Annotated in this window: 11 protein-coding genes; 4 read left to right on the top strand and 7 right to left on the bottom strand. The window is 60.5% G+C overall.

The features are described from left to right. Positions 1 to 32: 32 nt before the first annotated feature. The 7 genes from HZB49_RS00330 to HZB49_RS00300 all read right to left on the bottom strand — a co-directional run bounded on the left by HZB49_RS00330 (position 33) and on the right by HZB49_RS00300 (position 7,087). A complete protein-coding gene (locus tag HZB49_RS00330) occupies positions 33 to 812 on the bottom strand; it encodes an SDR family oxidoreductase (protein ID WP_291608441.1) in 780 nt (259 codons plus the stop codon). 363 nt (positions 813 to 1,175) lie between these two features. Beyond that, a complete protein-coding gene (locus tag HZB49_RS00325) occupies positions 1,176 to 2,021 on the bottom strand; it encodes an alpha/beta hydrolase (RefSeq protein WP_291608440.1) in 846 nt (281 codons plus the stop codon). Positions 2,022 to 2,134: 113 nt separating this feature from the next. Next, entirely contained in the window at positions 2,135 to 3,229 is a 1,095-nt protein-coding gene (locus tag HZB49_RS00320) for an alkene reductase (RefSeq protein WP_291608439.1), read from the bottom strand. 171 nt (positions 3,230 to 3,400) lie between these two features. Continuing rightward, the gene (locus HZB49_RS00315; RefSeq protein WP_291608438.1) at positions 3,401 to 4,189 is read right to left on the bottom strand and encodes an SDR family oxidoreductase; all 789 of its coding nucleotides are present in this window, start codon (positions 4,187 to 4,189) and stop codon (positions 3,401 to 3,403) included. A gap of 67 nt (positions 4,190 to 4,256) precedes the next feature. Next, positions 4,257 to 5,261 (bottom strand): NADP-dependent oxidoreductase, encoded by a 1,005-nt coding sequence (locus tag HZB49_RS00310; RefSeq protein ID WP_291608437.1) that lies wholly within the window; start codon positions 5,259 to 5,261, stop codon positions 4,257 to 4,259. A gap of 34 nt (positions 5,262 to 5,295) precedes the next feature. Beyond that, the gene (locus HZB49_RS00305; protein WP_291608436.1) at positions 5,296 to 6,159 is read right to left on the bottom strand and encodes an alpha/beta hydrolase; all 864 of its coding nucleotides are present in this window, start codon (positions 6,157 to 6,159) and stop codon (positions 5,296 to 5,298) included. A 100-nt stretch (positions 6,160 to 6,259) separates the two neighbouring features. Next, positions 6,260 to 7,087: an oxidoreductase gene (locus HZB49_RS00300; RefSeq protein WP_291608435.1), complete on the bottom strand. Its 828-nt coding sequence runs from the start codon at positions 7,085 to 7,087 to the stop codon at positions 6,260 to 6,262. A gap of 210 nt (positions 7,088 to 7,297) precedes the next feature. Here HZB49_RS00300 and HZB49_RS00295 point away from each other — a divergent pair, with 210 nt between their 5' ends. The 4 genes from HZB49_RS00295 to HZB49_RS00280 all read left to right on the top strand — a co-directional run bounded on the left by HZB49_RS00295 (position 7,298) and on the right by HZB49_RS00280 (position 12,853). Continuing rightward, entirely contained in the window at positions 7,298 to 7,897 is a 600-nt protein-coding gene (locus HZB49_RS00295) for a TetR/AcrR family transcriptional regulator (RefSeq protein WP_291608434.1), read from the top strand. Between the two features lie 92 nt (positions 7,898 to 7,989). Then, on the top strand, positions 7,990 to 8,904 hold the full coding sequence (locus HZB49_RS00290) for a LysR family transcriptional regulator (RefSeq protein ID WP_291608433.1): 915 nt from the start codon (positions 7,990 to 7,992) through the stop codon (positions 8,902 to 8,904). A gap of 107 nt (positions 8,905 to 9,011) precedes the next feature. Beyond that, positions 9,012 to 11,084, top strand: coding sequence for a hydantoinase/oxoprolinase family protein (locus HZB49_RS00285; protein ID WP_291608432.1), 2,073 nt, complete (start codon positions 9,012 to 9,014; stop codon positions 11,082 to 11,084). Next, entirely contained in the window at positions 11,084 to 12,853 is a 1,770-nt protein-coding gene (locus HZB49_RS00280) for a hydantoinase B/oxoprolinase family protein (RefSeq protein WP_291608431.1), read from the top strand. Before HZB49_RS00285 ends, HZB49_RS00280 begins: the two co-directional genes overlap by 1 nt.

The following is a 12,853-nucleotide window of genomic DNA, read 5'->3' as shown; positions in this document are numbered from 1 at the left end:
AACCGGACCGACAGCGCCGCCGCGAACGCCAATCACCATTTCTCGACCCACGGCCGGAGCACGACTTCGAAGGCCCAAGTCGACCGATGCTGGCGATGCAGTTGTAGATAGGTTTTCGCGATGTGGACAGGGTCGGCCATATTATCGTCGACGGTCGTTCCCGCCAGTCGGTGCGCGCGGGTCCCGTCCTCCTGAGTCCAGCCGATCGCGGCGTCGATCGGCACATTCGCTACATGGATCCCCTGCGGCATCAATTCTCTTGCCATGCTTTGCGCGAGTCCGGACTTGGCATGACATGCCATTGCAAAGGCGCCACTTGACGGGAAGCCTTTGAGCGCCGCGCTGGCGTTCGTGAAGATGACCGTTCCTCTCGCGCCATTGGCGTCGGGTTCGTTTCCGAGCATGAGCCGAGCGGCCTGTTGACCGACCAGAAACGCGCTGAACGCCGAATTTCGAAGTGTTTCGAGCGCCATGACCGGGTCGGCTTCAATGACGTTCTTGCGGAAAATGCCGGGAACCCGGCCGTCGATGTTATGCACGACGAGCCTCGGCGCCCCGACGTCTCGAGCGACATTCGCGAATAGCTGTGCCACGGCTGCCGGTTCGCTTGCATCGCAGGCGTATCGGCGCACATCATGCGTCTTCTCGAGCGTCGTGAGAACCGCCTTTTCAGGATTTCTGGCCGCGACGCAGACACGCATGCCGCTTTCCGCGAACAGCCGGGCGCAACTCGAGCTGATGCCTGGACCGCCGCCGACAATGAGTGCAACGTCCTGCACGGAAGGTTGGGGATCGCCTTTGGATTGAGTCATGTTGCTTCCTCCGATGCGTTTGGTGGCCGGCAAGTTTTCGGCACCGTCTTTGTATATCTATTTCTTCAGTGGTTCATCGCTGGCATGATTACTCTTCCCTGAAGTCTCCCCGGGATTTCCTAGCAGTGACCAAAGCGTCCTTACCTCGGCCTCGAGATGATGAACGCGCGTCCCGAGTGCAAACCGATAGTCACCATAAGGATCATCAAGGGTGGAAAGAAGATCGAGGAGGACTCGCGACTTCTCGATTAGTCTGGCCGCTAATCTTCGGATCGCAGCGTACATGGGTCTTTCCTACTGGCTCGCCTAGGGGAATCTGGCGCTCGCAGATGGTCGCGCCCTCCGTTGGGGGGCGCAGTGCATTCATTCGGCTAGAAACTGGATGGCGTGTTTCAGAAACTTGTCGGGATATTGGAACTGCGCCCCGTGACCGGCATCGGGGTAAACGATCAACTGAGCATTCGGAATGTTCTGAACCATGTGCCACGAGTTGATAGTAGCGATCATGACATCGTTGACACCGTTGACCACCAGGGTCGGCTGGGTGATTTCGTTCAGATGGGCGAATGGCTTTTCCGGATCGAGCGGCGCTACAAAGGCCCCGTTTGCCGCAATCTGCGCCTGCATGAACTCAGGCGAGCTCGGCGGATCCTGATCCTCGCGCTGATGACGGCGCTTCCAGAAGTCGCGGCCTGCCTGTTTGGCCGCTTCGGACGGACCGAAGAACAGGAACAAGAAGTCATCGACGGTCGGCACCGGTCGGGGCGCGACCTCGAAAATCTTCGGATTCGGATCGGGATTGCCGCCGCGCGGCTGAGTGCCGAGCAACATGAGCTTACGGACGAGATCGGGATGACGCCGGGTCAAATCCTGTGCCACCATCCCCCCGAGCGAAAACCCCACGACGTCGATCCTGGAAAGACCGAGCGCGCGGATTACCTTTGCCGCGTCATCCGCCATGTCCTCAATGAGGGTGCACGGCACGCCTGTTGACGATGCGCAGCCCCGGTAATCGTACAGAATCACCTCGCGGCCCGCTGCCAGTCCATCGGTCATGAGCGGGTCCCAATGATCCATGCCGCCGCGAAAATGCTGAAGGAAGAAGAGCGGAGGCTGTCCCGAGCCCGCCTTGCCCCAGCGACGATAGGCGAAGCGGTCGCCCTCCACCTCGATGATGCGGGTCGGTGCAGTAAGATGCGTGTCTGCCATGATGTGCTCCTTGCAATGACCGGACGAACTGCTCGACACCTGCCGAGCCGACTGCCGCGACACCTAAAATCGGGCGCGCGAGCGTTAGGGCCGCGCGCACGCGGCTAATACCATCAAGGGCGGGCTGACTCGGCCATGGCCGGATAGTCGGTGTAGCCCGCCGCGCCTCCTCCGTAGAGGGTCGCCGGATTCAAGCCGGCCAGCGGCGCGCCGATCTTCAGGCGCTCGACCAGATCCGGGTTGGCGATGTATGGCCTGCCAAAGGACACCAAATCCGCGAGCCCTTGCTGCAGCTTGGTCATCGCAAGCTCCAGATCGTAGCCGTTGTTGGCGATGTACGTGTTCTTGAACCTGCGTCGAAGCGCCTCGTAGTCGAAAGGCGCAACACCGTGCGGCCCGCCCAGCGCACCTTCGGCGACATGGAGGTAGGCAATACCGAGTTCGTCGAGCTTCTCGACGATATAGTTGAATTGCGTCTGCGGGTCAGTTGCGGACACCCCGGTCATGGCCGACACCGGCGAAATCTTGATGCCGGTTCGCTCCGCGCTGACTTCCGCGGCAACCGCAGCTGCGACTTCCAAGATCAACCGAGCCCGGTTTTCGATCGACCCGCCATACCTGTCAGAGCGGATATTGGCTCCGTCCTTGGTAAACTGGTCGAGCAAATAGCCGTTAGCCCCATGAATTTCGACACCGTCGAAGCCGGCTTCGATCGCATTTGCTGCCGCACGACGGAAATCCTCAATGATACCCGGAATTTCGTCCAGTTCGAGTGCGCGAGGCTCGGATGTATCGACAAAGGCATTGTTCACGAACACCTTGGTCTCGGCCCTGATGGCGGATGGGGCCACGGGAAGTTGTCCGTTCGGCTGCAGATCGACGTGCGACACCCGGCCAACGTGCCAGAGCTGCAGGAAGATATGACCGCCCTTGGCGTGAACGGCATACGTCACCTTTCGCCAACCGTCGATCTGCGCCTGTGTGTAGATGCCGGGCGTATCCTGATAACCCTGACCCTGCCGCGATATCTGGGTCGCCTCCGAGATGATCAGGCCCGCCGAGGCGCGTTGTGCGTAGTATTCCGCAGCCAGATTGCCGGGCACAAACCCGGCCGCAGCTCTGTTGCGCGTCAACGGAGCCATGACGATCCGATTAGACAGCGTGAGAGAGCCGAGTACGTAGGGTTCAAAGAGTGTCTTGTTGCTCATTGTCACTTTCACCAAGAGTTTGAGGAGTTTCGCCTTGAAGCTCTAAATCTGTCTTCGCTTATCATCGCCCGCTTGCGCTACCAAGGACATCAGACCAGCAGCGGCGCAGAGTGCGGCACCGCAGATGTTTCAAACTCGACGTGCCAGCGCTTTACCGCAGCACCGAGAGTGTCAGAGCGCCGCCTGATAACGGGCGGCCGCATGTTCCTGCCGAAGGCCCGGAAGTATCGCTTGCCGGGCCGCCTGGTAAGCGTCCCACTGCCCGGCGTCTTGGAGCGGCGGGATGGTCACGGATTCACGGCGATCGAAGCCAACCAACGCAGCATCAACCAGCTCTCCAACCTCCATCACCACGGGAAGTGTGTTGACGTCGATGCTGGCACGCTCCCAGATCTCGGTGCGCGTCGCCGCGGGAAGGACTGCCTGGACATAGACGCCCTTGGGGCCGAGCTCGAGACTGAGCCCCTGGGACAGAAAGGTCACGAAAGCCTTGGTCGCGCCGTACACCGACATCCCAAATTCCGGCGCAAGCCCGACGACCGAAGAAATATTGATGATCGCGCCTTCGCCGGCCTCTGCAAACCGCGGCGCCACGGCGCTGGCGAGACGAGCGACCGCTGTCGTGTTCAGAGCGACGAGACGTCCGACATCGTTGGCTGCTTGCGCGACGAAGGCTCCGCCCAGGGCCGCTCCTGCATTGTTGACGAGGACGCCAATGCGGCGGTTATCACGAAGCCGCGTTTCGACGACTGCAAGGTCGCGCGCGTCGGTGAGATCGGCCTGCAGGATGTCAATAGCCACACCCGTCTCGCCGTGAAGCCGCGCAGCAAGAGCTTCCATTCGCTCCTTGTCGCGGGCCACCAGCACGAGATCATGTCCGCGGCGTGCGAAACGGTCTGCATAAGTTGCTCCGATGCCAGAGGAGGCTCCGGTGATAAGGACGGTGGGATTTTCAGCCATGATTTTGCTCTCTCTCAGGGTATTCTATCAAGCGGCATCGTAAATACCGGCGGTGCCGCGGTGGATTTTAGTCTGCGACCGTGACGACGACCTTGCCCTTTGCGCGTCCTGTCTCGACGTAAGCCAAAGCATCCGCGGTTTTTTCAAACAGGAAGACCTTATCCACGACCGGACGGATCACGCCGGATTCAATCAGGGAAGTGATCGCGCCCAACTGCTGTCCCTGCGCACGCATGAACAGGAATGAGAAGCGCACACCCAGGCTTTTGGCTTGCTTCCGCGCACCACGGCTCAGGAGGCGTATCACCAGCTTCAGGAACAGGTTCAACCCCAGTTCCTTGGCGAATTCGGGATCCGGCGGCCCCGAAATCGAAATGAGGAGGCCGCCCGGCTTGAGCACGCGCAGGGATTTTTCAAGCGTCTTGGCGTCCTGGCTGTGCAGGACCAGATCGTAGCCCGACAAAACCTTCTCGAAATCCTGCGTCTTGTAGTCGATGACCACATCCGCGCCGAGTCCCTTGACCAGCTCGACATTTTTCGTGCTCGTCGTCGTCGCAACTGTCGCGCCGAGATGCTTGGCAAGCTGGATGGCAAAAGTCCCCACACCACCGGAGCCGGCCTGGATGAAGACCTTCTGCCCGGGTTTCACCTTGGCCACCTCTACCAGCGCCTGCCAGGCGGTCAGCCCCACCAGCGGGATGGAGGCGGCTTCTTCCATGCTGATGTTTTTGGGCTTTAGCGCCACGTCGGCTTCATTCATGGCAATGAATTCCGCGAATGTTCCGACCCGGTGATCGCGTGGCCGTGCATAGACCTCGTCGCCCGCCTTGAACCGCCTGACCTTGGGACCAACCCTGGTGACGATCCCGGCAACGTCGTGGCCCAGGACGAAAGGCGGACGATACGGCAGGAAGAGTTTGAACTCTCCGTTCCGAACCTTGGAGTCCAGAAGGTTCACACCGGTTGCGTGAACTCGAACCATGACATCATCGTCCCGCACCTCCGGCTCCGGTACTTTGGCCAAGCGCAGAGCGCCGTTCTTTTTGTATTTGTCGACAACGAATGCCTTCATGGTGTCTTCTCCAACTTGAAATATTGTCGCGGCGTCATGCGCCGAGGAAGGACAAGGCCTTCGGCACAAAATCGGCGTGATTCTGGAAAATCCCGCCATGCCCGGCATCTTCGTAGATAACCAGTTCTGCGCCCGGGATACGGCACGCCATATCGATGCTGTTTGCGGTCGGCACCATGATATCGTTGTCGCCATTCGCGATCAGTACCGGGACCCGAATGCTTCCGAGATCCTGAGGCGCCTGCCGGCCCCAAGCAGTGATCGCCTTGAGCTGCCGCAAGAAGGCGCCGGGCGTAGGTCCTTTGTCCCGGCCTGCCTTGCGCTCTTTTAGGCGTTTCAGGAAGGCTTCCGCCGCCTGGCGGCCATTGGCCGTGGACGTGAAGAACAGATAGAATTTCGGATCCCGCAGCGTCAGAAAACCTTTGATCATCAAAGGCCAGGATACCGGCCACACCTTATCGATGCCTTCGCCGCCCGCGGGCCCCGTGCCGGTCAAAATGAGCTTTCGCACAAGGCCCGGTGCCTTCAGCGTGATATCCTGCGCCACAAAACCGCCGAGGGAAAAGCCGAGCAGATCGACTTTGTTGAAGCCCAGCGCGCGGATCAGGGCAATCGCATCCCGCGCCATTTCATCGATGGTCACAGGCGCTGTTCCGCCCGACGCACCGATCCCCCGGTAGTTTGTCGCGATCACGCGATGTTTGCTGGCGAGGCCGTCGACAATCCGCGGATCGAAATTGTCCAGAACCGCGCCCCAATGATTGAGAAGAATGAGCGGCACGCCGCTCCGGGGGCCGATGTCGCGGTAGACGAAAGGTGTCCCCCCGACATTTATCGAGAGCGTGGGTGCATCTATGTAGCGCGCTCCCCGTCCGATGTGAGTAACAGAACTAGCCATGGCTTTCTCCATTGTCCGGCTCGGACCGAAAATTCCAAGATGGAAGGGATATTCGGCCGGATGGCACAGCTCCCTTTTTGCGCGCCAGTACATGTGCTGATTACGCCAGCCCGAATTGCGACCGCAGAATCTTGTCGAACAGGGCCCGAGGAACAAAGCGCCGGGCGAATGCGACTTGCCGCGCGGCCTTGCCGGACGGGTAGCGCAGGCGCGGAGTTTTATCGCGCGCTGCACGTACGATGGTTTCAGCTACGCTTTCAGCGGTGTCCGCCACGGCCATCGCGCGTTCATACGCCACGAGATATTTCGCGCGGCTCGCGTCGTAGGCCGCGAGTGGCGTATCAGACGGGACAGTGCTCGTTTCAAACGAAGTGCGCGTGGCAGCCGGCTCGATGACAACGACGCGTACGCCGAATTCACGCACCTCATGATCGAGCGATTCCGAATACCCCTCGATCGCGTGTTTACTTGCCGAATAGTACGCGCTGTAGGGAGCCGGAATGAGCCCGAGCCCTGAACCGACGTTGAGAATGCGCCCGCTACCCTGCCCTCGCATGATCGGCAGCACAGCATTGGTCACCCGCACGACGCCGTGAAAATTAGTCTCGAACAACGAACGGACTTGCGCGATCGAACTTTCTTCCGCCGCGCCGGTTACTCCGACCCCGGCATTATTCACCAACAGATCGATCTGCCCGAGTTCGGCATGCGCCCGAGCTACGGCGACTGCAACGGATTCATCTGACGTCACATCGCACACAATCATCCGGATGCCGTCACGCACCGCGTCCGGGCCGGCGTGCCGACTGGTTCCAATCACCCGGTAGCCGGCATTCGTCAGCGCGGCAGCGGCAGCCTTGCCAATGCCGCTGGACGCGCCGGTGAGGAACGCGGTCTTCCGGCGCGCCTGCGCCTTCAAAATCGGCATTATATTACCTCTCATTTCACGAAATGGTTGGTTTTCCCGGGAACGGCGGTCATTCGCCTCATTTTTTTGATGACGACCGTCATTTTAACTGATAGATGATGGTCGTCATGAATAATGTCAAGCGGAGTTTTTGCGAATCTGAGAACGCTCGGCCGCGGTTGGGACCATCAGACGCAGGTCCGGTCCTGCTACCAGCGGAGTGAGCAGACCATGAGGGTGTCGCGAGAAAGGGCGCAGGAGAACCGCGAGCAGATCATCGAGACTGCGGCGCGCCTGCTGCGCAAGCATGGTTTCGACGGGATCGGCGTTGCCGATATCATGAAAGCAGCCGGGCTGACTCATGGCGGCTTCTATCGCAACTTCGCTTCAAAGGATGATCTGGCGGTCAAGGCCAGCGAACGTGCGATCGCGGACACGAAAGCGTTGCTGAAGGACGGACTGGCACAGCAGCCAAAAGATCCGCTTCGCACACTCATCGAACGCTATGTGTCATCGGCTCACCGTGACGATCCAGGGTCCGGATGCATTCTGCCGGCGTTGGCCGCCGACGCCGCGCGGCGCGACGATCCCGCTCTCCGTGCTGTCTTCATCACGGCGATCCAATACTATCTCGACCAGATTGCGAAACTATCGTCCGCGTCCCCTGGGGCTAGCGGCAGCAGACATCCCGCTGCCATCCTCTCAGAGATGGTTGGCGCTGTCATATTGTCTCGGGTGATTGCAGATGCCCCGCTGGCGGAATCGCTGATGGCTGCCGTGGTAGCGGATATTGCCGGACCATCCCCGGAAATCAAATCGGCCGAAAAGTGATGCAACGCGGCAGCAGAAAGGCTTTGGTATCTTCATGTCATAGGCGTTTTGGCTGCGGATGCGGCGACGCAAGGTGGGAGGCTGAACCGCACATGGAAATTGATCTTATCCGGCTGTTTGCGGCCGTTATCGAAAACGGAAGCATCGCCGCAGCGGCGCGCAGTTTGGATGTTTCTCCTTCCCTTGCCAGCCGCAGGATCGCCGCACTCGAAGCCGATCTTGGAGCACAGCTTTTGGTGCGAACGACGCGATCGGTCGCTCCGACTCCGGCTGGCTCCGCACTTCTGGACTGGGCGAAAGTTGCTCTTTCAGATTGGTCCCGGATACGCGACGACATCGCCGCAATGCAAGGGAAGGCTTCTGGAATCGTCAGAGTTGCTACGAATGATTATGCCGCAGTGACGTACCTGCCATCCATCCTGTCAGATTTCATCAAACTTCAACCGGACGTGCGCATCGTGATTTCGATTGCGCAGGAGCCGGCCCAACTACTTGATGGAGCCTGCGACCTGGCAATTCACGCAGGTCGGAGGCCGAACGCCGATCTCTTCGGGCGCAGGATCTGGGAGTACAGGCGGCGGCTCGTTGCATCGCCGGCGTATCTCGTTGGCAACGGATCACCCAAAACCTTAACTGACCTAACGCAGCACGCATGCCTGACGCATACGATCAGCGAGCCCGCCGAGTGGCATTTTGAGTATCCGGATAACAGGCTTCGCGAGGTCCGTCTGCGGTCTCGTTTGGCTTCGGATAGTTGGACAATGCTGCTGGGACTCGCACTTGCCGGGGCCGGCATCGCCAGGCTGTCGGAATCCCTCGTTCGGGAACCAATCGCCGATGGGCGCCTGGTCGAGCTCTTTCCTGAGTTGCGGTCGGTTTATCCGGACGGCGATCCGCCCGCGATGTGGGTTTTGACGGCGCACAGGGATTTGCCGTTACGCATTCGGCTGCTGGCGGATCATGTCGCAGAAGGCCTACTTGCGTATCATCACCGACCGAATTCGTAGCAGCACTCGTGCAGATTCTGCACGGAGCTCAACCGTTCCTGCTGACTACACAGGGTTTCGATATCATCCCATGCTGTCGAGCAATAAGCCGACACTTGGGAGCACTCTTGCCGCATTTCATCGCCGCCGATACCGGGGGAACGTTCACTGATGTCGCCGTCTACGACTCATCCAAACGGCTCCTAACGTTCGCCAAATCGCTTACCACCTATGGGGATCTCGTGGACGGCGTCGTCGCGGGAATCGAAGAGGCGAGAGGCGATCTCAAGTCCACGGCGGCGCTGAAACACGGTACGACCCATGTCATCAACGCTTTCCTCCAGCGCAAGGGCGCTCGTGCGGCGCTCGTATGCACGCGCGGCTTCCGCGACGTCATCGAGATCGCCCGCGGCAATCGCCCTGTTCCTTTCGACATCGCCGAGCGCCGTGACCCGCCGCTCGTGCCGAGGGCGCTGCGTTTCGAAGTCACGGAACGGCTGGGTGCGGACGGATCGGTCGTGGAAGCGTTGGACGAGGCTGAGGTCATTTCTCTCGCCTCTACGTTGAAGGCGGCCGGCGTCACGGCTACCGCCGTCTCGTTCCTCAATGCCTACACGAATCCCGCGCACGAGGATAGGACCGTAGAAATCCTGCGGAAGTGCCTCCCAGATGTCTTCATCACATCCGGAACAGCTCTGACTCGGGAGTGGTTCGAATACGAACGAAGCGCGACAGCCGCAGCTAATGCATACGTAGGTCCGGCGATCGCCGCCTATACGGCCGGATTCACGAAACGTTTCAGAGAAAAGGGGTTCGCGGGAACGTTGGCAATGATGGGATCGAACGGCGGCCTCATGCCATTCGAGGCTGCCGTCGACCGCCCGGTTGCCCTGGTCGAATCGGGTCCGATCGGCGGCGTGATAGCCGCCGCGGAGTACTCGCGCGCGCTTGGATTGGACAAAGTGATCGCATTCGACATGGGAGGTACCACTGCGAAATGCGCGTTGGTAGAATCGGGATCATTCGCTGTTCAACCGACTTATTGGGTCGGCGGTTACGTCCGCGGCTTTCCGATCAGGAGCCCGGTGCTGGACATCGTCGAGGTCGGGGCCGGCGGCGGATCCATCGCATGGATCGATCCGCAGATGCGTCTACGGGTCGGCCCTCGCAGCGCGGGATCTGAACCGGGGCCCGCCTGCTTCGGAAGAGACGGGACCGAACCAACGGTCACCGACGCAAACCTGCGACTCGGACGCATTGGCGGCGGCAGCTTCCTGGGCGGACGGCTCTCGCTGAATACCCAAGCGGCAAATGCCGCAATAAGGGATCGAATAGCCGCTCCGCTCGGTTACGGATCGGATGATGCCGCAACGACGCGCGTGGCCCACGGGATCCTCGATCTGGCCAACACGCTGATGGCCAGTGCCGTGAAGGAGATCACGGTCGCACGCGGCCACGACGTCCGAGAGTTTACTCTCCTCGTCTTCGGCGGTGGTGGCCCCATCTTTGGCGCAGAGCTCGCCAGATCACTCGGCATTCGTCGAGTAGTCGTTCCACCGGAACCCGGAAACTTTTCTGCGCTGGGAATGTTGATGGCGAATGCCCGAACCGACGTAGCCCAGAGCCTGCTTGCCGATCTATCCGAGCACGGCATCGAGACACTTTCTTCCGTCAGAGACAAGCTTCGGATCGAGGTTGTGACGGCGGCGGAACGCGAATTCCTAAACAAGTCGCCATCGCTCCAATGGCAGGCCGACATGCGCTACAGAGGCCAGCGTCATGCCATTCCCGTTAAGTTCGGAGGCGATCCAGACGCAGACGTTTTGGTCCGTGCATTCGAAACAGCCTACGCGAAGAGGTTCGGACGAACGCTAGGAGAAGACTTCACGCCTGAGGTCGTGGGTCTCCGTGTCGCGGCCGAAAGCGTGGGTGAGCGTCCCGACCTGTTGGCGTTGGCGCCATCCCCCGACACCTCCCGTTCGCCTGCGCCCATCAATCACCGGCCGCTCCATCTTCGGCCCGGAGGTTGGGTCGAGGCAGCAGTCTGGAAACGCGAGATGCTTCCTGCCGGATTCGTCATTACCGGACCTGCGATCGTCGAGGAGTACGGGTCGACCACGCTCATCGGGCCCGGGGATGTCGCGACGGTCGGGCGGCTCGGAGAGATGAGCATCGCTGTTTCGAGCGAGAGAGCCGAATAATGAACGAAGCATTTGCGCTCCTCGAGGCCGAAATCGACCCCATCGACATCGAGATTCTTCGGCATGAGATCCTCTCCATACCAAATCAGATCGAACGCAACATCGAGCGGAGCGCGTTCAGCCCGCTGGTGCAGGAATACAAGGATTACTCCGTAGGACTCGTGGATCCGGAAGGTGCCCTGATAGCCCAGTCACGCGGCAGCCTGCCGATCTTCGTCGCGAATGCGCTCGGGACCGGAGTCCGAGAAGCGATTTCGGTACACGGTGCGGACAACCTGATGCACGGCGATGCCATCGTTACCAACTCGGCAGCCACGCTCGGCCAGCACCTCAATAATGTCGCGTTGTTAACGCCGGTCCGTGAAGGCGGCTCAGACAACGGGCCGCTCCTGGGATTCTTCGCGGTGCTGGTGCACTGGATAGACGTTGGCGGCTCCGCGCCCGGTTCGAGCACGGGTACCGACACCACGGACGTCTGGCAGGAAGGTCTTCAGTTGCCGTGCGTCAGATTACTGTCTGGCGGACGTCGGGTCGAAGACATCTTCCGCCTATGCGCCACCAACAGTCGCTTTCCGAAGCTGCTTCTGGGTGATCTCGAAGCGCAGCTCGCGGGATGCCTCCTTGGTCGGGACATGGTCCTCCAGATCGCGCATAGACGGAGTGTCGCTCTGTTGCGTGCTACCTTCGAAAGCATGCGGCGTCAGGCGCGTGCGGCCGCGTCGGCGGTTATCGCCGATATTCCCGAAGGCGAATATTCAGCGGAAAGCTTTCTCGACGGAGACGGCGGCGGGGCCATTCCAATCCGGGTCGCAGTACGTTCGACTGCCGGACGTTTGATCGTGGATCTCGAGGGGCTCGGTCCGCAGATGACAGGTCCGTCCAACGCAGGCCGCAACGGTGGAGCAATCGCGGCCGCCAGGATCGCAGCAAAATACATCCTGACACCGCAGGAGCCAGTCAACCAAGGTGACTTTGATCTGCTCGACGTCGAGGCGCCGGATGGAACGTTCCTCACCGCTCGCCCCGACGCACCGATCGGAGGATCCGGAAACACGATTCCGACCGTCGTCGATACTATCCTCAGAGCAATCGGCGACGCTCTGCCCGCTCATGCTGTTGCAGCTCATCATGGTACGTACGGTGTCCACACCATCTTCGGACGGCTGCCGGAGACCGGGGAACTCTTCACAAATCTCGATACGGTGACTGGAGGCTGGGGGGCGACCGCTCAAGACGACGGCGCATTTCCGCTACGATCCAACGCGCATGGCGACGTACCCGACATCCCCGTCGAAATGCAGGAAGCGCTCTATCCATTCCGGCTGATCAAAAAGGCACTTCGACCAGACAGCGGCGGCCCGGGCCGCCGCCGCGGCGGCCTGGGCGTGGAAAAGGAGTACCGCATTCTCTTTCCCTGCAAGGTAAGTCTGAAGTTCGAACGCGGCCAGTGCCCCCCCTGGGGAATGGCGGGCGGCGGGGCCGGTGCCACCTGTTTCGTCGAAATCATGCGAGCGAGCGGTACGACAGTCCGCACGTGGAAGGGAATCTATGCGTTGGAGGCCGGCGATCGCTTGCGTGTAGTGTCCGGAGGTGGAGGCGGATACGGCCCTCCGCATGAACGCGAGATCGAACGCGTCCTGCGCGACGTCGAGGCGGGTTATGTCGGTCGCGAACGTGCCACCGAGGACTACGGGGTCGTGTTCAAGCCGGACGGCACCCTCCACGAAGCGGCTACGCAGGCCAGGCGCGCAATCATCTGCCGAAAATAA

This window comes from Bradyrhizobium sp. (assembly GCF_016219575.1).
In the GTDB taxonomy this organism is placed as follows: Bacteria; Pseudomonadota; Alphaproteobacteria; order Rhizobiales; family Xanthobacteraceae; genus Bradyrhizobium.
This window is presented reverse-complemented; position numbering and strand designations above follow the sequence as displayed.